The sequence below is a fragment of the Pseudomonas baetica genome, from assembly GCF_051216495.1.
In the GTDB taxonomy this organism is placed as follows: Bacteria; Pseudomonadota; Gammaproteobacteria; order Pseudomonadales; family Pseudomonadaceae; genus Aquipseudomonas; species Aquipseudomonas baetica_B.
Genome location: NZ_JBPKAM010000027.1, coordinates 42,865 through 65,201, shown reverse-complemented (window position 1 = coordinate 65,201; position 22,337 = coordinate 42,865). Strand labels below are relative to the sequence as shown.

At 57.8% G+C, this 22,337-nt stretch carries 22 protein-coding genes, 1 tRNA gene and 1 pseudogene; 15 read left to right on the top strand and 9 right to left on the bottom strand.

The features are described from left to right. Positions 1-200 precede the first annotated feature (200 nt). The 4 genes from ACSFE6_RS12495 (at position 201) to ACSFE6_RS12480 (ending at position 5,052) form a co-directional block, all read left to right on the top strand. Positions 201-1,496 (top strand): murein hydrolase activator EnvC family protein, encoded by a 1,296-nt coding sequence (locus ACSFE6_RS12495; RefSeq protein WP_435427890.1) that lies wholly within the window; start codon positions 201-203, stop codon positions 1,494-1,496. A 31-nt stretch (positions 1,497-1,527) separates the two neighbouring features. After that, a complete protein-coding gene (locus ACSFE6_RS12490) occupies positions 1,528-2,847 on the top strand; it encodes a S41 family peptidase (protein WP_435427889.1) in 1,320 nt (439 codons plus the stop codon). Positions 2,848-2,849: 2 nt separating this feature from the next. Further along, the gene (locus ACSFE6_RS12485; RefSeq protein WP_435427888.1) at positions 2,850-3,626 is read left to right on the top strand and encodes a divergent polysaccharide deacetylase family protein; all 777 of its coding nucleotides are present in this window, start codon (positions 2,850-2,852) and stop codon (positions 3,624-3,626) included. Between the two features lie 112 nt (positions 3,627-3,738). Beyond that, complete coding sequence (locus ACSFE6_RS12480) at positions 3,739-5,052, top strand: Vps62-related protein (RefSeq protein WP_435427887.1); 1,314 nt, start codon at positions 3,739-3,741, stop codon at positions 5,050-5,052. On the opposite strand, the gene ACSFE6_RS12475 is transcribed toward ACSFE6_RS12480, so the two are convergent. From ACSFE6_RS12475 to ACSFE6_RS12445, 7 genes are all read right to left on the bottom strand, one after another. Then, a complete protein-coding gene (locus ACSFE6_RS12475; protein WP_435427886.1) occupies positions 5,033-5,788 on the bottom strand; it encodes a substrate-binding periplasmic protein in 756 nt (251 codons plus the stop codon). The two genes, ACSFE6_RS12480 and ACSFE6_RS12475, sit on opposite strands and share 20 nt — an antisense overlap. A 78-nt stretch (positions 5,789-5,866) precedes the next feature. Further along, positions 5,867-6,637, bottom strand: coding sequence for an imidazole glycerol phosphate synthase subunit HisF (gene hisF, locus ACSFE6_RS12470; protein WP_007897430.1), 771 nt, complete (start codon positions 6,635-6,637; stop codon positions 5,867-5,869). 9 nt (positions 6,638-6,646) lie between these two features. Then, positions 6,647-7,384 carry a 1-(5-phosphoribosyl)-5-[(5-phosphoribosylamino)methylideneamino]imidazole-4-carboxamide isomerase gene (gene hisA / locus ACSFE6_RS12465; RefSeq protein WP_435427885.1) on the bottom strand — a complete coding sequence of 246 codons (738 nt, stop codon included), beginning with the start codon at positions 7,382-7,384 and terminating at the stop codon, positions 6,647-6,649. A 95-nt stretch (positions 7,385-7,479) separates the two neighbouring features. Further along, positions 7,480-7,743, bottom strand: a complete 264-nt coding sequence (locus ACSFE6_RS12460) for a DUF2164 domain-containing protein (protein WP_435427884.1) — start codon at positions 7,741-7,743, stop codon at positions 7,480-7,482. Further along, positions 7,744-8,382, bottom strand: coding sequence for an imidazole glycerol phosphate synthase subunit HisH (gene hisH, locus ACSFE6_RS12455; RefSeq protein ID WP_435427883.1), 639 nt, complete (start codon positions 8,380-8,382; stop codon positions 7,744-7,746). It abuts the gene before it with no gap. After that, entirely contained in the window at positions 8,382-8,975 is a 594-nt protein-coding gene (gene hisB, locus ACSFE6_RS12450; RefSeq protein ID WP_024778052.1) for an imidazoleglycerol-phosphate dehydratase HisB, read from the bottom strand. The genes hisH and hisB overlap by 1 nt, the downstream gene beginning before the upstream one ends. A 263-nt stretch (positions 8,976-9,238) precedes the next feature. Next, the gene (locus tag ACSFE6_RS12445; protein ID WP_435427882.1) at positions 9,239-10,900 is read right to left on the bottom strand and encodes an OFA family MFS transporter; all 1,662 of its coding nucleotides are present in this window, start codon (positions 10,898-10,900) and stop codon (positions 9,239-9,241) included. Positions 10,901-11,124: 224 nt separating this feature from the next. Here ACSFE6_RS12445 and ACSFE6_RS12440 point away from each other — a divergent pair, with 224 nt between their 5' ends. From ACSFE6_RS12440 to ACSFE6_RS12410, 7 genes are all read left to right on the top strand, one after another. Next, positions 11,125-11,529: an acetyl-CoA sensor PanZ family protein gene (locus tag ACSFE6_RS12440; protein WP_435427881.1), complete on the top strand. Its 405-nt coding sequence runs from the start codon at positions 11,125-11,127 to the stop codon at positions 11,527-11,529. A 78-nt stretch (positions 11,530-11,607) separates the two neighbouring features. Continuing rightward, positions 11,608-13,836, top strand: a complete 2,229-nt coding sequence (locus ACSFE6_RS12435) for an AsmA family protein (protein ID WP_435427880.1) — start codon at positions 11,608-11,610, stop codon at positions 13,834-13,836. Next, positions 13,833-14,900 (top strand): A/G-specific adenine glycosylase, encoded by a 1,068-nt coding sequence (mutY, locus tag ACSFE6_RS12430; RefSeq protein ID WP_435427879.1) that lies wholly within the window; start codon positions 13,833-13,835, stop codon positions 14,898-14,900. The genes ACSFE6_RS12435 and mutY overlap by 4 nt, the downstream gene beginning before the upstream one ends. Then, positions 14,897-15,169 (top strand): oxidative damage protection protein, encoded by a 273-nt coding sequence (locus ACSFE6_RS12425; protein ID WP_110965884.1) that lies wholly within the window; start codon positions 14,897-14,899, stop codon positions 15,167-15,169. The genes mutY and ACSFE6_RS12425 overlap by 4 nt, the downstream gene beginning before the upstream one ends. 102 nt (positions 15,170-15,271) lie before the next feature. Then, a tRNA-Phe gene (locus ACSFE6_RS12420) sits at positions 15,272-15,347 on the top strand. Positions 15,348-15,675: 328 nt separating this feature from the next. After that, complete coding sequence (locus ACSFE6_RS12415) at positions 15,676-16,755, top strand: hypothetical protein (RefSeq protein ID WP_435427878.1); 1,080 nt, start codon at positions 15,676-15,678, stop codon at positions 16,753-16,755. A 67-nt stretch (positions 16,756-16,822) separates the two neighbouring features. Then, entirely contained in the window at positions 16,823-17,614 is a 792-nt protein-coding gene (locus ACSFE6_RS12410) for a TSUP family transporter (RefSeq protein ID WP_435427877.1), read from the top strand. A gap of 187 nt (positions 17,615-17,801) precedes the next feature. On the opposite strand, the gene ACSFE6_RS12405 is transcribed toward ACSFE6_RS12410, so the two are convergent. Next, positions 17,802-18,251 carry a carboxypeptidase regulatory-like domain-containing protein gene (locus ACSFE6_RS12405; protein ID WP_435427893.1) on the bottom strand — a complete coding sequence of 150 codons (450 nt, stop codon included), beginning with the start codon at positions 18,249-18,251 and terminating at the stop codon, positions 17,802-17,804. A gap of 259 nt (positions 18,252-18,510) precedes the next feature. Here ACSFE6_RS12405 and ACSFE6_RS12400 point away from each other — a divergent pair. The 4 genes and pseudogenes from ACSFE6_RS12400 to ACSFE6_RS12385 all read left to right on the top strand — a co-directional run. Beyond that, a pseudogene (locus ACSFE6_RS12400) lies at positions 18,511-18,642 on the top strand (PDDEXK nuclease domain-containing protein); the annotation flags it as partial. A gap of 71 nt (positions 18,643-18,713) precedes the next feature. Beyond that, positions 18,714-19,688: an alpha/beta hydrolase family protein gene (locus tag ACSFE6_RS12395; protein ID WP_435427876.1), complete on the top strand. Its 975-nt coding sequence runs from the start codon at positions 18,714-18,716 to the stop codon at positions 19,686-19,688. 36 nt (positions 19,689-19,724) lie between these two features. Beyond that, on the top strand, positions 19,725-20,141 hold the full coding sequence (locus tag ACSFE6_RS12390) for a hypothetical protein (protein WP_435427875.1): 417 nt from the start codon (positions 19,725-19,727) through the stop codon (positions 20,139-20,141). 6 nt (positions 20,142-20,147) lie between these two features. After that, positions 20,148-20,597, top strand: a complete 450-nt coding sequence (locus tag ACSFE6_RS12385; protein ID WP_435427874.1) for a hypothetical protein — start codon at positions 20,148-20,150, stop codon at positions 20,595-20,597. An 88-nt stretch (positions 20,598-20,685) separates the two neighbouring features. Here ACSFE6_RS12385 and gabP read toward each other — a convergent pair whose 3' ends face one another. After that, a complete protein-coding gene (gene gabP, locus ACSFE6_RS12380; RefSeq protein ID WP_435427873.1) occupies positions 20,686-22,077 on the bottom strand; it encodes a GABA permease in 1,392 nt (463 codons plus the stop codon). Between the last annotated feature and the right edge of the window lie 260 nt (positions 22,078-22,337).

Below are 22,337 nucleotides of genomic sequence, written 5' to 3'. Positions count from 1 at the left end.
CCCCCCCCCCCCCCCCCCCCCCCCCCCCCCCCCCCCCCCCCCCCCCCCCCCCCCCCCCCCCCCCCCCCCCCCCCCCCCCGCTCCCACATAGGTCTTCAGTGTTTTTCGGGCCAGTTATCACACAGCCCCAATTGGGCGTTTTTTTTGCAGCGTAGGGCGGGCATACTAGGCCGTCCCTTTCCCTGGTGCTGCCCGCCTCTATGCTTCGCGTCCTGATAGCCCTTGCTCTGACTTGCCTGCTCCAACCGGCCTTTGCGGACGAGCGCGCGCAAACCCAACAACAGTTGGACGCCACGCGTCAGGACATTGCCGAGCTGAAAAAGCTGCTGGGCAAGCTGCAAGAAGAGAAGTCCGGCGTTCAGAAAGACCTCAAAGGCACCGAGACCGAAATGGGCAAGCTCGAGAAGCAGGTCGAAGCCCTGCAAAAAGAGCTGAAGAAAAGCGAATCCGAGCTGCAGCGACTCGATGCGGAGAAAAAAAAACTCCAGAGCGCGCGCACTGAACAACAAAGACTGATTGCGATGCAGGCCCGGGCGGCCTACCAGAACGGTCGTCAGGAATATTTGAAACTGCTGCTCAACCAGCAGAATCCCGAGAAATTCGCCCGCACCCTCACCTATTACGACTATCTGAGCCAGGCTCGCCTGGAGCAGCTGAAGAATTTCAACGAGACCCTGCGCCAACTGGCCAATGTCGAACAGGACATCGCCAAGCAACAGGCGCAGTTGCTGGTGCAGAAAAGCAACCTCGACAGCCAGCGCGACGAACTCGACAAAGTCCGTCAGGAACGCCAGCAAGCCCTGGCCAAGCTCAATGACGACGTGAAGGCTCGCGACCAGAAATTGGCAGCTCGCGAGCAGGATCAGGCAGACCTGTCTAAAGTCCTTAAAACCATTGAAGAAACCCTGGCCCGCCAGGCCCGTGAGGCAGAAGAAGCGCGACAAAAAGCGCTGATTGCCCAGCAGGAAGCCGAAAAAAAGCGTTTACGTGAGGCTCAGGCGCAGGCAGATGCCAGCGACGACGCCCCACGCAAACCAGTTAAATCGACACCCGGCGCTCTGGTTTCAAGTTCGGGCGAAACTTTTGGCGGTCCGTTTGCCTCAACCCGCGGCAAACTTCCATGGCCTGTGGACGGTCGACTGTTGGCACGCTTCGGTGAAAGCCGCGGCGACGATGCCCGGACCAAGTGGGACGGCGTAATGATTGGTGCTTCGGCCGGTAGCGCTGTACACGCCGTCCACGGCGGTCGCGTGGTGTTCGCTGACTGGCTGCGTGGCGCCGGGTTGCTGGTGATTCTCGACCACGGCAATGGTTTTTTGAGTCTTTACGGTCACAACCAGACGCTGCTCAAATCTGCGGGTGACGTGGTGAAAGCCGGGGAGTCCATCTCCACTGTCGGTAACAGTGGCGGACAGGACACCCCGGCATTGTATTTTGCGATTCGTCAGCAGGGTCACCCGAGTGACCCGGCACAATGGTGTCGCACGCAAGGATAAGCGTGCCATCCAATTCAGGAGTTCGTTCGACATGCTGCATTTGTCCCGCCTTACCTCGCTGGCCCTGACGATCGCCCTGGTGATCGGCGCGCCTCTGGCGTTTGCCGCTCAACCGGCCCCGGCGGTCGCGCCTGCGGGCACTGCTGCGACCACCAAGGCGCCATTGCCGCTGGAGGAGTTGCGCACCTTCGCCGAGGTCATGGATCGGATCAAGGCCGCGTATGTCGAGCCGGTGGACGACAAGACCCTGCTGGAAAACGCGATCAAGGGCATGCTCAGCAACCTTGATCCGCACTCCGCTTACCTGGGGCCGGAAGACTTCGCTGAATTGCAGGAAAGCACCAGCGGTGAGTTTGGCGGCCTGGGCATCGAAGTCGGCGCCGAAGACGGCTTCATCAAAGTGGTGTCGCCAATCGATGACACCCCAGCCTCGAAGGCTGGCATTCAGGCCGGCGACTTCATCGTCAAGATCAATGGCCAGCCGACCCGTGGCCAGAGCATGACCGAAGCCGTGGACAAAATGCGCGGCAAGATCGGCCAGAAAATAACACTGACTCTGGTACGTGATGGCGGTCAGCCATTCGACGTAACCCTGGCCCGCGCCGTCATTCAAGTGAAAAGCGTGAAAAGCCAGTTGCTGGAGTCAGGCTATGGCTACATCCGCATCACCCAGTTCCAGGTCAAGACCGGTGAAGAAGTCTCCAAGGCCCTGGCCAAGCTGCGAAAGGACAATGGCAAGAAACTCAAGGGCATCATCCTCGACCTGCGCAACAACCCTGGTGGCGTGTTGCAGGCAGCGGTGGAAGTCGTCGATCACTTCATCACCAAGGGCCTGATCGTTTACACCAAGGGCCGTATCGCCAACTCGGAACTGCGCTTCTCGGCCACCGGCAAGGACGAAAGCGAAGCCGTGCCAATGGTCGCCCTGATCAACGGCGGCAGCGCTTCGGCTTCGGAAATCGTCGCGGGCGCCTTGCAGGATCAAAAACGTGCAGTGATCATGGGCACCCCAAGCTTCGGCAAAGGCTCGGTGCAAACCGTGCTGCCACTGAACAACGAACGTGCACTGAAGATCACCACGGCGCTGTACTACACACCGAACGGTCGCTCGATCCAGGCCCAGGGCATTATCCCGGACATCGAAGTACGCAAAGCCAAGATCACCAGCGAGCAGGACAGCGACTACTTCAAGGAAGCCGACCTGCAAGGTCACCTGGGCAATGGGAACGGCGGCGCCGACAAACCGACAGGTTCCGGTGGCAAGGCCAAAGCGATGCCGCAGGATGACGACTACCAATTGGCCCAGGCCCTGAGCCTGCTTAAAGGGCTGAGCATCACTTCCGGTCGTTGAGGATGGCTCTGCGCTTCATCCTCGTTCTGTTGTGTTGCCTGGCGGGCGCGGCTCACGCCGAACCCGCCGGGCCGACACCTCAAAAGACCTACCTGAGCCTGATCATCGATGACCTGGGACAGAACCTGCCCCGGGATCGCCGCGTGCTGGCCCTGCCGGGGCCCGTGACCACGGCGATCATGCCTGATACGCCCCACGCCACCGAATTCGCTCGCGAAGCCCATCGCGCCGGGAAAATCGTCATTCTGCACATGCCCATGGACCCGGCCACCGGCCCGTTCGCCTGGCACCCCGAGCTGTCCATCGAGGAGCTTGAGAAGCGCTTGAATGCTGCGTTCAAAGCGGTGCCTTACACCGCTGGGATCAATAACCACATGGGCAGTCGCATGACGGCACAACCGGTCGCCATGGCGTGGCTGATGGGTGAGCTGCAACGTCGGCACAAGTTCTTCGTCGACAGTCGCACCAGCGCGCAGACCGTGGCGGCGCAACAAGCGCAGAAGATTGACCTGGCGAGTGTCTCACGGGATGTGTTTCTTGATGACGAACGCACGGAAGCGGCGATCTACGCCCAGTTGCAGACCGCGATCAGCCTGGCGCGCAAGCAAGGTTCGGCGGTGATGATCGGCCATCCATATCCACAGACTTTGGCGGTGCTGGAGCGAGAGTTACCGAAGCTCAAGACACAAGGAGTCGAGTGGATCGATATCCGCCAGATGATCAGTGTGCGCAGTAATCGCGCCATGATCGCCCATGGAAAAGACGGGGTTTATAGGTAGTAACTCGTCACACACCTATAAATAGTTACCGCCTGACGCCTTATCCAATTCCAGATATTGAAACCTGCAACAGGTCGCGGCCCAGAGTCGCTTTTCAATATCAGGAATGATTATGACCACCGAAAACAATTTCACACCGCCTCCGAGGCAAATTGCATCGATAAAGCTCGATAACCTGCTGATCAACTTTACAGCCGAGTTCCAGCAGATTTGGGATTCCACTGGCTCCAATTCAGAACCCGCAGCTTTTTGGCATCCAACCCCTGCACCTGATTTGTTGCCGGGTTTTTTCCCTTTGGGAGACGTGGTTGTTCCCAGCCTTGAAAATATCAACGGCGTCAAAGTGGTGGCGGTTGTACGCGAGGGAGATTTGCCGAGCAAAGATCCTGCGCGAGGCAATGCGCTCAGCCGACCCAATGACTATGAACAGGTCTGGAAGGATTCAGGTTCAGGGGCCAAAAAAGACTGCACCCTGTGGCGCCCAATCCCTCCTGATGGCTATGTCGCACTCGGACTGGTGTGTTCTATCGGTCAGGAAAAACCTTCAGTGCATGCGGTACGTTGCGTACGGGCGGACCTTGTAATCGAGTGCCGTGTCGGCGACTTGATTTGGAGCGAGGGTCGCGGCCTCATGCATAACTTCAGTGCCTGGGGTATCACGCTTCCGGCCGCAAAAGCAGGTGAGATCTACTTTGCGCCAGGCACCTTTGTCAGTGACGGCAGCGGCAGAAAACCTGCGGAAAACCTCACCTATGCATTGCGCATGAAAATCCAGGTCCAAAACAATACGGCACCTGAAGCTCCAGTGATTTCAGAATTCAAAGCACCCTTGCCGCCTGAAACATCCGAAGCCACACAGATTGCGATGATTCCTTGGTTTGCGGTGGACCAGTACCCCACGTCAGCTTTCGATGATTTAAGCGAATTAACGCATTACCGCCTGGAAAGGAAAGACCAATACATACTTATCGGACAGGGCCATAACACCGAAGACAAGAGCAAGCTATTCAAATGGACCGCACCTCGAATGCTGAGTGACGAGGACTCGCGGATATTCAGCAGCATCACTTCTATCAAGTTCGCCTCAGAATGGAGAGCCGAGACCTCGGATACCGATCATCCCATACAATTTTCGGCAAAATTGGCCGATGAGTTTACTCATGCCGAAACTTCTTCTAACGGATGGACAACCGCGAATACCCTGGTTGTCGCCGCCATCGTTCCGAAAGACAAGATGATCGCGGTTTATCAGTTAGAGAGTCGCTACGACTTACGAAGCGAAGATGGCGAACAAATAGCAAACTGCATCGCCTACGCCGATGAAGACAGCTTGCTCTGGATGGAATACCCACCGGAAAAAGACCACGAAGCCCTCGACCCTCAACTGATGACAGAACCCCCTGCAACTACAAATACCGCGCCATGATGTCGTCCACACCACCTTCCTTGCGCAGCTGGTCCAGAGCAGCCTGCAGTTTGGCAACGACTTCATCCGGCACGTCCTTATTCAGCGCCAGATAAAGCTCGGCGCTGTTAAAACGCAATACCGTCTTGAGCCCGGTCACGCCGTCCTGCCTTGCCAAGTAACGGCCGGCCGGGTCACCTGTGGCCCACAGGTCGATCTGACCGTTGACCAGCTTCTTGGCATTGTCCTGATCGCGCAGCACAACGATGGGATTGAGCCCTTGTTTGGCCAGTGTCTCAGCGATTGCGTCGCCCTTGTATGCGCCGATCTTGTACTTGCGCGCATCATTGAGCGTTTCAAGCGTGATCTTGCTGTCAGCCTTGGCCAGCATGATCCAGTCGTCCGGGCCTATTGGTCCGACCCATTTGAACAACTTTTCGCGATCAGGCAACCGCGCCATGACGAATACGCCATAACCGGGTTTTTCCAGGGTGAGCTTGTAGATCCGCTCCCAAGGGAAACGCAGCGTCAGGCTGTAGGTAATGTCGGCGCGCTTGAAGATCTCACGGACGATATCAGTGGCGATGCCATTGATGTTTTCGTCCTGAGCGAAGTTCTTGCCGTTCTTCGCCATGTTGTACGGTGGGAAATTTTCAGTCAGCAACACCATGTCGGTATCGGGACTGTCTTTAGCCTGAACGCCGTTGATCAACAACAGAGAAGCGCTGGCAAGGACGAGAAGAAAGCGTTTAAGCATGTCTGGCTACCGAAATCCATGGCGTACCCAAGAGTGCCTTGAGCCCGCCATGATGTCCACTGGCCTGCATCGGTTTGTTTAACGCATCACGATTCCGCGATGAGCCATATACGCCTTGGCTTCCTGAACGGTGTACTCGCCGAAGTGGAAAATACTCGCCGCCAACACTGCACTGGCGTGCCCTTCAAGGATGCCGTCAGCCAGGTGTTGCAGGTTGCCAACACCGCCGGAAGCGATCACCGGAATGCCCAACGCATCGCTGATGGCGCGGGTAACGCCCAGATCGAAGCCGTTTTTCATCCCGTCCTGGTCCATGCTGGTCAGCAGGATTTCACCGGCACCCAGGCCTTCCATCTTCTTCGCCCACTCGACCGCGTCGAGGCCGGTCGGCTTGCGGCCGCCGTGGGTGAAGATTTCCCAGCGCGGGGTTTCGCCCGGGCCAGAAACCTTCTTCGCGTCGATAGCGACGACGATGCACTGGGAACCGAAATGCTGCGCGGCCTCGCCGACGAACTCCGGATTGAACACTGCCGCCGTGTTGATCGACACTTTGTCCGCCCCCGCATTGAGCAGGTTGCGGATGTCCTGCACGGTGCGCACGCCACCGCCGACGGTCAGCGGGATGAACACCTGGCTGGCCATGCGCTCGACGGTGTGCAGCGTGGTGTCGCGGCCGTCGACGCTGGCGGTGATGTCGAGAAAGGTAATCTCGTCGGCACCCTGCTCGTCGTAACGACGGGCAATTTCCACCGGGTCACCGGCGTCGCGGATGTTTTCGAATTTCACACCCTTGACCACCCGGCCGTTGTCCACGTCCAGGCAAGGGATGATGCGTTTGGCCAGCGCCATGGTCAGTCCTCAGCCTTTGTACGAATCGCAGAAAGCTTGCGCTTCGGCGACATCGAGGGTGCCTTCGTAGATCGCGCGCCCGGTGATTGCGCCGATGATGCCTGGTGCCTTGGCGTCAAGCAGCGTCTTGATGTCACCCAGGTTGTGGATACCGCCGGAAGCGATCACCGGGATCGAGGTGGCAGCCGCCAGCGCAGCGGTGAAAGGTACGTTGCAGCCCTGCATCATGCCGTCTTTGGCGATGTCGGTATAAACGATGGCGGACACGCCGTCGGCTTCGAACTGCTTGGCCAGGTCGATCACCTGAACCGAGCTGATCTCAGCCCAGCCGTCGGTGGCGACAAAACCGTCTTTGGCGTCCAAGCCGACAATTACCTTGCCCGGGAAGGCGCGGCAGGCTTCAGCGACGAAAGCCGGCTCTTTCACGGCCTTGGTGCCGATGATCACGTAGCTGACACCCGCTTTCACGTAGTGTTCGATGGTTTCCAGGGAGCGAATACCACCACCGATCTGGATCGGCAGGTTCGGGTAGCGCTTGGCAATGGCGGTAACGACTTCGCCGTTGACTGGCTGGCCTTCGAACGCGCCGTTCAGGTCGACCAGATGCAAACGACGGCATCCGCCCTCCACCCACTTGGCAGCCATGCTCACCGGGTCATCGGAGAACACTGTGGAATCTTCCATGCGGCCCTGGCGCAGACGAACACAGGCACCGTCTTTAAGATCGATAGCGGGAATAATCAGCATGCTTTTTCCTTCGTCAAAAGAGCTGCAAGCTGCAAGCCACAAGCTGCAAGCATGCGTGTGTATGTATCTCTCTTGCAGCTTGAAGCTTGAAGCTTTCAGCTGCTTTTTTCGAGCGCCCACAGGTCGCTTTCGATGCTTTCGAACCTCTCCTTGAGGTGCGTCTGCACATCGAAAATCGCCCTGTTGTAATAGTGCGGAGCAATTTCGCGAGTAAACAGCTCAAGAATTTCCGCCGCCTCGAACAAACCCAGGTTCAGTTCGAAGCGATCCTCCATGAACCGCTGAATCTTCTGATTGGCCTCACGCTCCTGTTCGGGCGTGAGGGTCAGGATCGGCGGTTTGGATTTCTTGACAGCCATTTACCAGCGACCATCCCACGCCGCGAAGTTCTGCAGCAATTGCAGGCCATGGGTATGGCTCTTCTCCGGGTGGAACTGCACGGCGAAACGCGAACCATCGGCCAGCGCCGCGGCAAAATCGACGCCGTAGTGACCGCTGCCCACCACCTGGCGCGCGTTGGCGGCGGCGATGTAGTAGCTGTGCACGAAGTAGAAGCGCGCCATGTCCGGGATGTCGTGCCAAAGCGGGTGATTCACCGTCTGCTTCACTTGGTTCCAGCCCATGTGCGGGACTTTCAGATGCTCGCCATCCTCGACCAGATCCTTGCCGAAAAACTTCACCTGCCCCGGAAACAAACCGATGCAATCAACGCCGTCGTTCTCTTCGCTGGTGTCGAGCAAGGCTTGCATGCCGACGCAGATGCCAAGGAATGGACGGTCCTGACTGACCTCACGTACCAGCGAGTCGAAGCCCAGGCGACGAATTTCCGCCATGCAATCGCGAATCGCGCCAACGCCGGGGAAAACAACCCGGTCGGCTTCACGAATCACACTCGCATCGCTGGTGATCAGCACCTTGCCGGCGCCAACATGCTCGAGGGCCTTGGCCACCGAGTGCAGGTTGCCCATGCCGTAATCGATAACCGCGACTGTCTGCATTACAGAACGCCCTTGGTCGACGGCATTTGCCCGGCCATGCGGTCATCGAGCTCCACGGCCATGCGCAGTGCTCGGCCGAAAGCCTTGAACACGGTTTCGATCTGGTGGTGAGTGTTGTGGCCACGCAGGTTGTCGATGTGCAGGGTGACGTTGGCGTGGTTGACGAAGCCCTGGAAGAATTCCTGGAACAGGTCAACGTCGAAGCCGCCGACGGTGGCACGGGTATAGGGAACGTGCATCTGCAGGCCGGGACGGCCGGAGAAGTCGATCACCACACGCGACAGCGCTTCATCGAGCGGCACGTAGGCGTGACCGTAACGACGGATGCCTTTCTTGTCGCCGATGGCTTGGGTGAAAGCCTGACCCAAGGTGATACCAACGTCTTCCACCGTGTGGTGGTCATCAATATGCAGGTCGCCCTTGCTGACGATATCCAGGTCGATCAACCCGTGACGGGCGATCTGGTCCAGCATGTGCTCAAGGAAAGGTACACCGATATCAAATCGGGCCTTACCGGTGCCATCGAGGTTGATCGAGGCTTTGATCTGGGTTTCCAGAGTGTCGCGCTCGACTGACGCCTTACGTTCGGCCATCACCAGCTCCGCAAAATCATTGGGCGAAAAAGGCAGCCATTATAGGCGCGCGGGCGCCAAACAGAAACACGGGAGGTGATATCCCTGACGGACAGACTTGCGGTTCATCGGCGATAGACATGTCCATACAAGCCATTTTCAAGCACCACAAAACGAATGTGGGAGCGAGCCTGCTCGCGAAGAGGCCATCACATTCAACATTTCTGTCGACTGTCAGACCGCATTCGCGAGCAGGCTCGCTCCCACAAAGGCATTGCGCTTGGTTAGTGGAACAGCACTGCCGTCTTCTGCAGCGTCACCCACACCCCCCACGCCAACGGAATACCCACCACCAGCCACGCAGCCACCGCCAACGGCTTGGTGCCCGCAGCCGCTTTCCACTCCAGCGAAGTACTGCTGTCGGCGCCTTTGTCGTGGCCCAGCGCCTGTTCGGCAGCCAGTTCAGCGTCGGTCATGAAGTATTTATCCGCCACCGGGCGCACCAACAGGTTGCAGATGAAACCCAACACCAACAAGCCAGCGAGGATGTACAAGGTGATGTCGTAAGCCGCCGCACGTTCTACGCCGATGCTTAGCTGATACTCACGCAGGTAGTTCACCAGCACCGGACCCAGCACCCCCGCTGCCGCCCATGCGGTCAGCAGACGACCGTGGATCGCGCCGACCATTTGTGTGCCGAACAAGTCAGCCAGATACGCAGGAACGGTCGCGAAACCGCCGCCGTACATCGACAGGATGATGCAAAACGCCGCCACGAACAGCGCGATATTACCCAGATGACCGAGGTTCGGAATCAGCGCGTACAGCGCAAAACCCAGGGCAAAGAACACGAAATAGGTGTTTTTACGGCCAAGGTAGTCCGAGAACGATGCCCAGAAGAACCGGCCACCGATGTTGAACAGGCTCAGTAAACCGGTGAAACCAGCAGCAATCGCGGCGATCGAAGCCAGTTGCGAAGCGTCCAGTTGACCGAAAGCGAGGTCATTGCCCAGCAACTTACCGCCAAAAACTTCCTGCAACAGCGGCGAAGCCATGCCGAGAATACCGATACCGGCCGATACGTTCAGGCACAGTACCAGCCATACCAGGCGGAACTGCGGCGTCTTCCACGCCACGTTAACGTGTACGTGACGGTTGGTGATCATCGCGTTCGAGGCTTTTTTCGCCGGAGCGGTCCAGCCCTCAGGCTTCCAGCCGGTCGGCGGAACGCGGTAGGACAGCGCGCCACCGATCATGAACACGAAATAGATCGCGGCCATGGCCACGAAGCTCTGCCACACGCCAACGCCGTCTGCCGAGCCGAAATGGCTCATCAGGGCTGTCGCCAGTGGTGCACCGACCATCGCGCCACCGCCGAAGCCCATGATCGCCATGCCGGTCGCCATGCCGCGCTTGTCCGGGAACCACTTGATCAGGGTCGACACCGGCGAGATGTAACCCAAGCCAAGACCGATACCACCGATAACCCCGGAGCCGATCCACATCAGCCAGATCTGGTGGGTATAGATACCCAGCGCCGAAATCAGCAGACCGCCACACCAGCACAGGGCCGACACGACACCAGCCTTGCGTGGCCCGGCATGCTCCAGCCAGCCGCCCCATATGGCTGCCGAGCAACCCAGGAAAATGAAGAACAGGGTGTAGATCCAGCCGAGCATCGAAATCGGCCAGTCACATTGCGAAGAAAAGACTTGAGCGATGAAGCTCATGTCCGGAGCACAGGCCAGTGGCTTGGTGATGCCCAAGGCCTTCGACAGTGGCAGCCAGAACACCGAGAAACCGTAGGCCATGCCGATGCAGAGGTGGATGGCCAGCGCGGCCGGTGGCACCAGCCAACGGTTGAAACCGGGCTTGGCGATGATCCGCTCCTTGGACAGGAACGAGGGCTGGTCGGCATAGCCGTCCGCCGCAATACTCGTGGTCATTTTGTATCCCCCAATTATTAGTATGGTTCGCCAGCCACTCTTCACCCCCAGCCTTGGCGCACGCAGGCACGACTGTTTTTTCGGTAAAGCTTCACTTCGGTGCGACATCGGATCGCAGAAGGACGGACGAACGGGGGAAGGTTACCATTTGCACGTGACAGAAAAACCAAAGTGATATCACGTTTTTCGATGTTGTCTGTTCTCGTACCTCTGAAGGATTCTCCATGCCCATCGTTGTCGAATCACTGAACGAAGCCACTCACCAGGATCAGCAGGACCTGCAGAAAATCTACCGTGATGCGCCACAGTGGCTGTTTGCGCCATTTGCGGGGGATGCGCATTTGATTGAAACCTGCCTGCAAGAGGGCTCGTTGATTGCTGGACGCTTCAATGATCGATTGCTGGGTGCGGCGCGCCTGCAGCGGCACCCGGATGTCTGGCACTTGTCCCAATTGTGCGTACGAAAAATCACCAGACGTCGTGGCGTCGCGGAACGTCTGGTGCGTGAAGCACAGTCCATGGCTGCACAATCCGGCGCAACCCTGCACCTGCTGGCGCCCGACGGACACCTGGATGCTCAGGCATTGGCGGTCAAATTGAACGTACCACTGGATACACTGCCCGAGTGATCGCTGACCGGTCGTCCGTTTCGGAGCGCTATACTCGTCGGCTAAATTTCGAATTCGATTAACTACAAGGACTCGCCCATGAAAGCGTTCGGCAAAATCCTGGGTCTGGTACTTCTCGGGTTGCTGCTGATCATTGTGGCGCTGGGCTTCGCCCTGACCCACCTCTTCGATCCCAACGACTACAAAGACGAGATCCGCCAGATTGCCCGCGACAAGGCCCACATCGAGCTGACGCTCAATGGCGATATCGGCTGGAGCCTGTTCCCGTGGCTCGGCCTGGAGCTGCACGACGCCGCCGTGGCGACCCTGGCCAAGCCAGCCGAGCCGTTCGCCGATTTGCAGATGCTCGGCCTGTCGGTCCGCGTGCTGCCGCTGTTGCGTCGCGAGGTGCAGATGAGCGACGTGCGCGTTGAGGGTCTGAACCTGCGCCTGAGCCGCGACAAGGATGGTCACGGCAACTGGGAAGACGTCGGCAAGGTCCCCGCCACTCCGAACACGGCTGGCACGCCTCCTGCCGCTACCAGCGAGCCTGAACAACAAACCACCGCTCAAGTGGAAAAACCGGCGCAACCCATTCGCCTGGACATCGACAGCCTGACCGTCAACAACGCCCGGGTCGAATACAACGACGAAAAAACCGGCAAGCAATTCAGTGCGGAAAGCATTCAACTGAGCACTGGCCCGGTACATGATTCCACCAATATTCCGGTCAAGCTCACCGCGTTCCTGGGCACCAACCAGCCGGTTCTGCGGGTGCGCACCGAGCTCAATGGCGAACTGCGTTTCGAACGCGCATTGCAGCGTTACAAACTCGAAGACATGAAACTTTCCGGTGAAGTCGCCGGCGATCCGCTGCAAGGCAAAACCATGATCTTCGCCGCCCAGGGCCAGTTGCTGCTGGACAAGGCCGCCAATGTCGCGGAATGGACCGGTATCAAGATCTCCGCCAACCAACTGCGCGCGCTGGGTGAACTGAAGGTCAACGATCTCGACAAGACCCCGCAGGTCAGCGGTGGCCTGTCGATTGCCCAGTTCGACCTGGCGAAATTCGTCGACAGCATCGGCCAGCAACTGCCAACGATGGCCGAAGGCAGCCTGACCAAGGTCGAGCTGGTCAGCCGCCTGGCCGGCACCCCGACCAGTCTCACGCTGGATGACATAAACCTGAAAGTTGACGACAGCACCTTCAGCGGGCGCATCGCCGTCGAGGACTTTGCCAAACAATCCCTGCGCGCCACGCTCAAGGCTGACACCTTTAACGTCGACCGTTACCTGCCGCCGAAGTCGGCCGAGGCCAACAACGCGAAACAAGTGCGACAAGCCGAAGTCGCCAGCACCGAAGCCGATGCCATGGCGGGCGCCGGCAGCACACCGCTGCCGCCAGCGCCAACCAAAGAAGCGTGGAGCAATGAGCGCCTGTTGCCGGTAGAACGCCTGAGCAAACTGGATGTGGATGCCGACCTGACTTTCGGTCAGTTGACCCTGGAAAAACTGCCGATCCACAACGCCGTCCTCAAGGCCAACGGTCAGGGCGGGCTACTGACATTGGCGAACCTGCGCGGCGACCTGTACGAAGGCAACTTCGAAGCCAAAGGCACCCTCGATGTGCGCCAGCAGACGCCTGTATTGAACATGCAGACGCAGATCAACCATGTCCCGGCGGAAAAAATCCTCGAAAGCCAGGGTAAAAATCCACCGGTCAAAGGCCTGGTCACGCTCAACAGTACCCTGACCGGCAGTGGCAACAGCCAGAAGGCGCTGATCGAAACCCTCAACGGCAACGCCAGCTTCGTCATCAACAACGGTGTGCTGCTCAATGCCAACCTTGAGCAACAGCTGTGCAAGGGCATCGCCACGCTCAACCGCAAAACCCTCAGTGGCGAGCCACGGGGCAAAGACACGCCGTTTCAGGAACTCAAGGGCAACCTGAATTTCCGTAACGGTGTGGCCAGCAACCCGGACCTGAAAGTGCGCATCCCCGGCATGACAGTCAACGGCGACGGCGATGTGGATCTGCGTGTATTGGGCATGGACTACCGCGTAGGCATCATCGTCGAAGGCGACAAGAGCGACATGCCGGACCCGGCCTGCCAAGTGGGCGAAAAATTCGTCGGCATCGAGTGGCCATTGCGTTGCCGTGGGCCGCTGGAACTGGGCGCCAAGGCCTGCCGGCTGGATAACGAGCGCATGGGTCAGGTCGCCAGCAAACTGGCTGGCGAGCGGATCAGCGAGAAAATCGACGAAAAACTAGGCGACAAGGTCAGCCCGGAACTCAAAGACGCACTCAAGGGGCTGTTCAAACGATGAAAGCCGAGCAGTTTTCAACGGCGGTGCTGGACTGGTACGACCGCCACGGCCGTCACGACCTGCCTTGGCAACAGGACATCAACCCCTACCGGGTGTGGGTCTCGGAAATCATGTTGCAGCAAACCCAGGTCAGCACGGTGCTGAACTACTTCGACCGCTTCATGGCTTCGCTGCCAACGGTCGAAGCCCTGGCAGCCGCGCCGGAGGACGAAGTGCTGCACCTGTGGACCGGCCTGGGTTACTACACCCGCGCACGCAACCTGCAGAAGACCGCGAAGATTCTCGTCGAGCAGTACGGCGGTGAATTTCCCCGTGACGTGGAAAAACTGACCGACCTGCCGGGTATCGGCCTGTCGACCGCCGGCGCCATTGCCAGTATCAGCATGGGCCTGCGCGCGCCGATCCTCGATGGCAACGTCAAACGGGTGTTGGCGCGCTTTACCGCGCAAGAGGGCTACCCCGGTGAGCCGAAGGTCGCCAAACAGCTGTGGGCGAACGCAGAGCGCTTCACGCCACAGGATCGGGTCAATGCCTATACCCAGGCGATGATGGACCTGGGCGCGACGCTCTGCACTCGAAGCAAACCCAGTTGCCTGCTTTGCCCACTGAAAATTGGTTGCGAAGCACACATGCTGGGCCTGGAAACCCGTTACCCGATCCCCAAGCCGCGCAAAGCCATTCCGCAGAAGCGCACGCTGATGCCGATGCTCGCCAACAGTGAAGGCGCGATCCTGCTTTACCGTCGCCCTTCCACGGGCCTGTGGGGCGGTCTCTGGAGCCTGCCGGAACTCGACGACCTCGACGACCTGCAACATCTGGCTTCGCAGCACTCGCTGCAACTGGGCGCCCAGCAGGCGTTGCCGAACCTGGTGCACACCTTCAGCCATTTTCAATTGTCCATCGAACCCTGGCTGGTTCAGGTCCAGGAGACCGGCCATCACGTGGCCGAGGCCGACTGGCTCTGGTATAACCTCGCCACCCCGCCGCGCCTGGGCCTCGCCGCCCCGGTCAAGACCTTGCTCGAACGCGCGGCCGTCGAATTGAACGCAGGAGAGTCGTCATGACCCGCACCATCATGTGCCGCAAGTACAAAGAAGAATTGCCAGGCCTGGAGCGCGCTCCCTTCCCGGGCGCCAAAGGCCAGGACATTTTTGACCACGTCTCGGCCAAGGCCTGGGCCGACTGGCAGAAGCACCAAACCCTGCTGATCAACGAAAAACGCCTGAACATGATGAACGCCGAAGATCGCAAATACCTTCAGGGCGAAATGGACAAGTACTTCTCCGGCGAGGAATACGCCAAGGCCGAAGGCTACGTGCCGCCGTCGGAATAACCCGCTTTTGCGGGGGTCGGAACGTAAGCGACGGTAATAATTAAATTTTTTTTGAAAACTTGCTTGACGACCCCCTTAAAAACCCGTTTAATGCGCCCCGTTGCCCAGATAGCTCAGTCGGTAGAGCAGGGGATTGAAAATCCCCGTGTCGGCGGTTCGATTCCGTCTCTGGGCACCAAATACCGAAAACCCTGAATCGAAAGATTCAGGGTTTTTTTATGCCTGCGATTTGAGCGGACTTGCTCAAGTCACCATTGAGTCGCCCTGCAAAGCATCCTATCCCTGCCGCCCCCCCCCCCCGCCACTACCTGCATCACCTGCTAAACCTCGGACTGAGTAAGGGCTGCGCGTTGCCGATCAGCCCTGCTCGCAATCTCTCGAAACCTTCGGAAGGCTCTGTAAGCTTTACCGGAAATGGATGACATACGCAGAAAAGAAGACTGGTGAGAATTGAAGGAGGATCTGCACCCAACACCGGGAACAGAGAAATGACACGGAAGCAGTCAATGACCAGCACTATCAAACCAAACGTCGGAACGACCGACCTTGTTGCAGGACAAGAAATCAGAACGTTCAGCTTTGATATGCGGCAGGCATCATTGCTACACAAACGCGCCGAAGAGTTGGCCGCTATTGGCGGACCGCAGATACCAGGAGTCAAGTTCAAAGCATCTTTGGCTGCCGCCGAATTAAAGCTCTCGTTTTCGAAACACCAGTGCGAATTACTGGGCGCCTACTCCAACGGCCTCATTTCCTTGCTGATCTTTGACGGCTTGCAAAAAATAAACGACTCCAGCCTTCCAAATGAATTGCCAGGCCTCGTTTCTCTGGAAAATCGGTACGACGTGCTTTGCCTGGCCGTCCGCAGTCAGATCTTATTGAGCCTGGTGGATAACAGTGCCTTTGCCTATGACATGGATAACGAAGGAAAACTGGTTCGATTGGTTGCCAACTTCAAGGGGGGCGGACTTATCAAAATTGATGCCGAGCCGGAAACCAAGGAACTGAGCTCCCATTCCGGCCTAGCGCTTGGCCCGCACACCGAGGCGCCTTACTGGTGCGCTGTGAAAGCAAAAAACGGACATTCCCCGTCACCTTCTTCTCTCATACTTTCAGCCCTGTGGAACCCGAGCCTAGAAGCCACGCGCGTCATTCCACTACCACCCATTCTCGAAAAAATCGGCATAACCAACTGCCTCGCGCTCACTACGGAAAATTTTCATTTCACCCGTAGTGACTCCTTCGTAAATGGTATGGGCGAAGACGGTCGCGACGCTTCAATTCTTGAGTTCAACGAACATATAGGATTCGCGGCCCGCTTTAACTCCTACCGCTTTTCAGTCAACGATAAAGCCTCACATTTTGTTAAAACAGCATACACCGCTCTCTGTCAGGGCATAGACAGAGCAACACCGATCGAATACTCGCTGACACAAGAGTCGGCCATGGTGATCAATAACGTTCGTGCGCTGCACTGTCGGGATGTAATCAAAGACAATAGACGCGTCCTGATTCGTATTTTCGGCCTGTCAAAATTCTCCTCTCCAATTGTTGTTTCGGAGGATCCGTTACTGCTGCAAGGCTGAATTTTCAGAATATCTTGAATGATTAATCAGCTAGACATCTTGCCGAAAACTTGAAAAGAAGGACGTTATGACTTGGGATCTGATTAGCATGTTAGCGCTCGTCGCTTTTTGTGCCGGCTTTTTTGATGCGATTGCCGGTGGCGGCGGACTGATTACATTGCCTGCATTGTTTCTAGCTGGGGTTGACCCCATCAATGCAATCGCAACCAACAAGCTACAGGCTGCTTCGGCAACTGTTTCTGCAACTGCGACCTTTGCTCGTAAAGGAATGATCGAATGGCGCGAAGGCCGTTCCCTGATTGTCTGCGGATTTATTGGCGGAGCCAGTGGAGCTTTTCTGGTCAGCTCCATTGATAAGCGTTACTTGGAAGTTTGCGTACCTATCATGCTAATTCTGGTAGCTATCTATTTTGCTTTCTCTCCAAAGTTAGCGAATGAAGATAGATGCAAGCGAATTGGCATCCTGCTTTTTTCATTTACCGTAGCGCCGCTGCTTGGTTTCTACGACGGTATATTTGGCCCAGGTGTGGGCTCCTTCTTCATTGCCGGATTTGTACTTCTCTGCGGCTTTGGCATGATGCGGGCCATGGGCTTTACCAAACTTGCCAATGCGTCCTGCAATCTTGGTTCTCTTTCGGTTTTCATTTTCCAAGGGGTGATTATCTGGCCGGTAGCGATCGCCATGGCTGTGGCAGCCTTCGCCGGCGCTCAATTGGGTGCACGAACCGCCGTTCGAGTCGGCCCTCGACTGATCAAACCCATGTTGATCGTGGTCTGCTGCGCCTTAGCCATAAAACTGCTGAGCATCGAGACTAACCCTTTACGCGTTGCGATCATCCAATCATTGGCGTCGTCATGATCAACACAGTCGTGAGGAACAACACTTTGTAGGCTCGGGAGCTGAGTTGTGCTTGCTCCGAGCCGCAAGGCAATACCCTTCCAGCCTTTTGCATTGAGGGATTTAACAATCACCAGTTTCAAGACAGGCGATATGGCTTGGTAAGGTCATACCGCCCGCCTTGTATCTATTGATGCCAGAGAAATGGTTATTTAAGGTCATTCCAGTGAAAGACCAGATTGCGCGCCGCGCCACCGCCCACATTCGCGGTGTCATGTCGCTCTACCCCATTTCGAGTCGCGACAACGGTGTACTTGCCAGGAGGCAACTGGGCGTAGACCAGAGGGCCAGCCTGGCTCAAGGTCAAAACCACCTGCCCCGGCGCTTTCTGAACGACCACATCCACATCGGGCACATATTCGTTTTGCGGACCGGTAGAAAACGTCATGTGCAGGTTGTAGCCGGTGGTTTGCTGAATCGCTTTCGACTCATCCTCGCCGATACCGCCGTTCAAATAAGCAATCCCGTTTTGCTCCTGCCGCTGAACCTGCACACCCATGCTGTCGACAGGCTCAAGACTGGCGGCTGGCAACATGGCGGGAAACATCAGAATGCCAACCGTGGCGAGGGGGAACATCAGTGAATGGAAACGCTTCATGATGACGACTCCCGGGCTACAAAGAACCCAATCGTTACGTAATTTGGATACCGGGTGCAGTGGTCGGGTTTTAGATGGATTCGTAATTGAGCCCAGTACGAAACGTACTACACGGTGTGCTGCCAATATCTCTCCTACCATCAGACTGTCCATGCCAATCAGTCCGGTATCTCCTCGGACTTTTCCAATTTGGGACGCAGTGCGCCCCGAATTGGGCTGGGGGCCCCAACGAACAAAAGATGACTCCGTGGTGCCCTAATCGCCACTGAAGGGCAACGAGCAACTATTCGCCAGCAAGTACCCACTCGTACTTCCCTCCGAAGAGGAACTACGAGCGGAGCTGGAGCGAGAGCAGGCGTTACTTGAAGAACGGCTCCATCAGGAACCGTGATAATGGCAATGGATTGTTCATCCGCAGCACGAAGACTATCGTTGGCAGCTACCCGCAAAGGTTCAGCGCCCATGAATTTGCAGGACATGCCACCTCTGGCCCCCACTCAAATCGAGTTGCCGCTGACGACGGACGTCGTGGCGGAGCCTTTCAAGCAAGCTGCCGCCGACGGTTTCATCCTTGGCGGTTTCACCTGGCGGCATGCTGCCCAGGAACCTTCCCGTCCGGTCGTCATCATCAACGCCGCCACCTCGGTTCGCTGTCGGCACTACTCACGTTTCGCCGATTACCTGTTCGCCAACGATTTCGATGTCATCACCTATGACTACCGCGGCATCGGTGAATCGCGCCCGGCTTCGCTCAAGGGGCTGGAGGCGTCATGGACCGATTGGGGCGCCCTGGATTTCGAGGCGATGCTCCAGCGGGCACACAGGGAATTTCCCGGCCAGCCTGTCGATGTGGTCGGCCACAGCTTTGGAGGCTGTGCAGCAGGACTGGGAGCTTCGGGGCCGCTTATTCGACGCCTGGTGACGGTCGGCGCGCAGTTCGCCTACTGGCGCGATTACGCGCCCGCTCAGCGCTGGCGCATGTTCGGTAAATGGCATGTGGTGATGCCGATCGTGACGCTGCTATGCGGTTTCTTTCCTGGCAAGCGCCTTGGCTGGCTTGAGGACACCCCTGCCGGCGTGGTCCGCGACTGGGCCACACCCACGCCGCGCTACGAAAAACGCCCCAGCGGTCGCCTCCTGCAGGCAACCACCGGTCGCCTACCCTTTGCCACGGTCAACGCGAATATCCTCGCGATCAGCCTCAGCGATGACCCTTACGGCACCATCGCAGCCATCGAACGCCTGCTGGGCTACTTCAGCGGCAGCTCCAATATGCACCTGCGTATCAGGCCCGAAGACATTGGCGAAAAAGAAGTCGGACATTTCGCCTTTTTTCGCAGCGCATACCAAGCCACACTATGGCCCATTGCATTGTCCTGGCTGCAAAACGGCAAACTGGCCCCCGATACTCCCGGGCGGACCGTGCCACGCAACTGAGCCACTGCCCTTTCAACGAATAACGGAACGAAGCCCATGGCCTCCGCCAACAAGCAGCAAAAACGCGCCTCCCGCGCCAAGGCCAAAGCCAAGCAGAACCGCACCCAACGTGCCGCCGCGCCGATCGAGCTGGACCCGAACGATAACCGCATCGATTTCGAATCGGTGGACCTGACCGATATGTTCAAAGAAATGATCGACGCGCAGAAGATCAGCCAGCAGGACATGTGCAAGGCGTTTCTGGAGCATCCGCTGCTCGCACTGGTACTGGAGCAGGAAGGCGAAGAAACGGCGACTGACTTCATAATCGGTGCGCTGCTCGAGTACCGCCAGTGGTCCACTGAAACCGACGAAGACGGTGCGCTGGCATGGATCGAATCCCCGGAATTCCAGGCGGACTACGTGGCCGCATCCAAATACATCCAAGACCAAAACCAACCGAAACCGAACTGAGTTCCCATGGCCTCCCTGAACAAGCAACAGAAACGCGCCAAGCGTGCAAAAGCCAAAGCCAAGCAAATCCGCATGGTCGGCCGCAAATCCCTGGCACTGGACAGTGACCTGGATCTTCCGGAACCGATCCCGGAATACACCCTGGCGATGTTCAGCAAAATGCGCGATGCGGAAGCCACGAGCCGCAGTGAAATGCTCTCCGTGCTGCTGTCGGATCTGGCCTTTATCATCGTTGACCATCCAGAACTGCTGGACATGGAAAACGCCGACGACGAAGGCATGGCCGCCACCCATCTGGCCGCCGACATGCTGATCGACTACCGCATGTGGGCCGATGGCATGGACCGCGACGCCGCCCAGGCGTGGCTGAGCGACCCGCAATTCATCACTGACTTCGGCGACGCGCTGGACGTCTACCGTCAGTCGCAGGATGCGCAGGAAGAAAAAGCCGAGTAAGGGTTCCTGCACCAACAAAAACGGCCGCTTGTCATCACTGACAGCGGCCGTTTTTTTACTTCGATGACGCTAACTCAAGCCAAAAGGCTCAGCGCGCAACCGCGGCAACACCGCCTTCGTTGCGACGACGGCGGGCCACCAGCAGGCCGGCTGCAACCACCAGAATGCTGAGCAGACCGGTCGCCAGGATTTCCACGCGGTGGGCGTCCTGGAAGCCCATGATGGTCAGGGCTGCGACGATGAAGATAATCACTGCATAGGTCAGGCCCGGGAACAGCCACATGCTGAAAACGATCTTCTCGCCACGAGCCATGCGCTGCTTGCGCATGCGCAGTTGCGAGATCGCGATCACCAGGTACACCAGCAGCGCGATGGCGCCGGAGCTGGCCAGCAGGAACTCGAATACCGCAGCCGGGGCTACGTAGTTGGCGAATGTGCACAAGAACGCTGCGCCAGTGGACATCATCACTGCCCAGTAAGGCGTACCGCTCTTGTTGGTGCGAGTGGACATGGCCGGTGCATCACCACGCTTGCCCAGAGAGAACAGCATGCGCGAAGAGGTGTAGAGCGCGGAGTTCAGGCAGCTGGTAACAGCAACCAGCACCACGATATCAACGATCATCTTGGCGTTCGGGATGCCCATGCGCTCAAGCACGGTCTGGTAAGAACCAAGGCTGGCCAGAACCGGGTCGTTCCATGGCACCAGGGCCACGACGATGAAGATCGATACAAGGTAGAACAAACCGATACGCCAGATCACCGAGTTGGTGGCCTTGGAGATTTGCTTGCCAGGGTTCTTCGATTCCGCGGCCGCGATGGTTACGATTTCGGTACCCATGAAGGAGAACATGGTGGTCAGGATCGCACCCAGTACCGCGCCCATGCCGTTCGGCAGGAAGCCTTGGGTGTCGAACAGGTGCGAAACGCCGCTGACCTGGCTGTTCGGCAGGAAGCCGAAGATCGCCGCGATGCCGAGAATAATGAAACCGATGATCGCCACAACCTTGAGCAGGGCGAACCAGAACTCGAACTCACCGTAGTTCTTCACGCTGAACAGGTTGGTCACGGTCAGCAGCATGGTGATGACCAGGGCAAAGGCCCAGATGTCCACGCCCGGGAACCAGGCATGCAGGATGGTAGCGGCGGCGTTGGCCTCCAGCGGGATTACCAGAACCCAGAACCACCAGTACAACCAGCCGATGGTGAAACCGGCCCAGTGACCGATCGCGCGATCGGCATAGGTAGAGAAGGAGCCGGTGTCTGGCGAGGCAACAGCCATTTCACCCAGCATGCGCATAACCAACACCACCAGCATACCGGCGGCGGCGTAAGCCAACAGCACGGCCGGGCCGGCTGCAGCGATTGCGTGGCCCGAGCCAACGAACAAGCCGGCGCCGATAACCCCGGCAATCGACAGCATGGTCACGTGACGCGGTTTAAGCCCCTGTTCGAGGCCGTTAGAGCTTTGGGTACTGCTCATTGAAACTACCTTTGTAAGGAAAAGCGAATGCATGCATCCCGTAGGAATTTCCTTTCTGTAAAAAGAAACCAACGGGGCGTTCCGGAATCTGCACGCAATTATTGCGCCAAAATGTTTCAAAACCCTCTAGCCCGGCGATCTCATCCAGACCGGACAGTCATCGCAAGTCATTGAAAGTAATGGCACTTTGCCAAAGCGTTACCCTGCGACCCACTTGAGGAACGAAAATAGCGCACCGGAAACACACCCAAAAAATGCTC

Excerpts from the sequence above, each read along its gene's own strand:
- ACSFE6_RS12415 (WP_435427878.1), top strand. The coding sequence starts at position 15,676 with ATGACCAGCACTATCAAACCAAACGTCGGAACGACCGACCTTGTTGCA.
- hisH (WP_435427883.1), bottom strand. The coding sequence starts at position 8,382 with ATGCAGACAGTCGCGGTTATCGATTACGGCATGGGCAACCTGCACTCG.
- ACSFE6_RS12440 (WP_435427881.1), top strand. The coding sequence starts at position 11,125 with ATGCCCATCGTTGTCGAATCACTGAACGAAGCCACTCACCAGGATCAG.
- ACSFE6_RS12460 (WP_435427884.1), bottom strand. The coding sequence starts at position 7,743 with ATGGCTGTCAAGAAATCCAAACCGCCGATCCTGACCCTCACGCCCGAA.
- ACSFE6_RS12395 (WP_435427876.1), top strand. The coding sequence starts at position 18,714 with ATGAATTTGCAGGACATGCCACCTCTGGCCCCCACTCAAATCGAGTTG.
- ACSFE6_RS12485 (WP_435427888.1), top strand. The coding sequence starts at position 2,850 with ATGGCTCTGCGCTTCATCCTCGTTCTGTTGTGTTGCCTGGCGGGCGCG.
- hisB (WP_024778052.1), bottom strand. The coding sequence starts at position 8,975 with ATGGCCGAACGTAAGGCGTCAGTCGAGCGCGACACTCTGGAAACCCAG.
- ACSFE6_RS12435 (WP_435427880.1), top strand. The coding sequence starts at position 11,608 with ATGAAAGCGTTCGGCAAAATCCTGGGTCTGGTACTTCTCGGGTTGCTG.
- ACSFE6_RS12410 (WP_435427877.1), top strand. The coding sequence starts at position 16,823 with ATGACTTGGGATCTGATTAGCATGTTAGCGCTCGTCGCTTTTTGTGCC.
- mutY (WP_435427879.1), top strand. The coding sequence starts at position 13,833 with ATGAAAGCCGAGCAGTTTTCAACGGCGGTGCTGGACTGGTACGACCGC.
- hisF (WP_007897430.1), bottom strand. The coding sequence starts at position 6,637 with ATGGCGCTGGCCAAACGCATCATCCCTTGCCTGGACGTGGACAACGGC.
- hisA (WP_435427885.1), bottom strand. The coding sequence starts at position 7,384 with ATGCTGATTATTCCCGCTATCGATCTTAAAGACGGTGCCTGTGTTCGT.
- ACSFE6_RS12385 (WP_435427874.1), top strand. The coding sequence starts at position 20,148 with ATGGCCTCCCTGAACAAGCAACAGAAACGCGCCAAGCGTGCAAAAGCC.
- ACSFE6_RS12480 (WP_435427887.1), top strand. The coding sequence starts at position 3,739 with ATGACCACCGAAAACAATTTCACACCGCCTCCGAGGCAAATTGCATCG.
- ACSFE6_RS12490 (WP_435427889.1), top strand. The coding sequence starts at position 1,528 with ATGCTGCATTTGTCCCGCCTTACCTCGCTGGCCCTGACGATCGCCCTG.
- ACSFE6_RS12475 (WP_435427886.1), bottom strand. The coding sequence starts at position 5,788 with ATGCTTAAACGCTTTCTTCTCGTCCTTGCCAGCGCTTCTCTGTTGTTG.
- ACSFE6_RS12390 (WP_435427875.1), top strand. The coding sequence starts at position 19,725 with ATGGCCTCCGCCAACAAGCAGCAAAAACGCGCCTCCCGCGCCAAGGCC.
- gabP (WP_435427873.1), bottom strand. The coding sequence starts at position 22,077 with ATGAGCAGTACCCAAAGCTCTAACGGCCTCGAACAGGGGCTTAAACCG.
- ACSFE6_RS12445 (WP_435427882.1), bottom strand. The coding sequence starts at position 10,900 with ATGACCACGAGTATTGCGGCGGACGGCTATGCCGACCAGCCCTCGTTC.
- ACSFE6_RS12405 (WP_435427893.1), bottom strand. The coding sequence starts at position 18,251 with ATGAAGCGTTTCCATTCACTGATGTTCCCCCTCGCCACGGTTGGCATT.
- ACSFE6_RS12425 (WP_110965884.1), top strand. The coding sequence starts at position 14,897 with ATGACCCGCACCATCATGTGCCGCAAGTACAAAGAAGAATTGCCAGGC.
- ACSFE6_RS12495 (WP_435427890.1), top strand. The coding sequence starts at position 201 with ATGCTTCGCGTCCTGATAGCCCTTGCTCTGACTTGCCTGCTCCAACCG.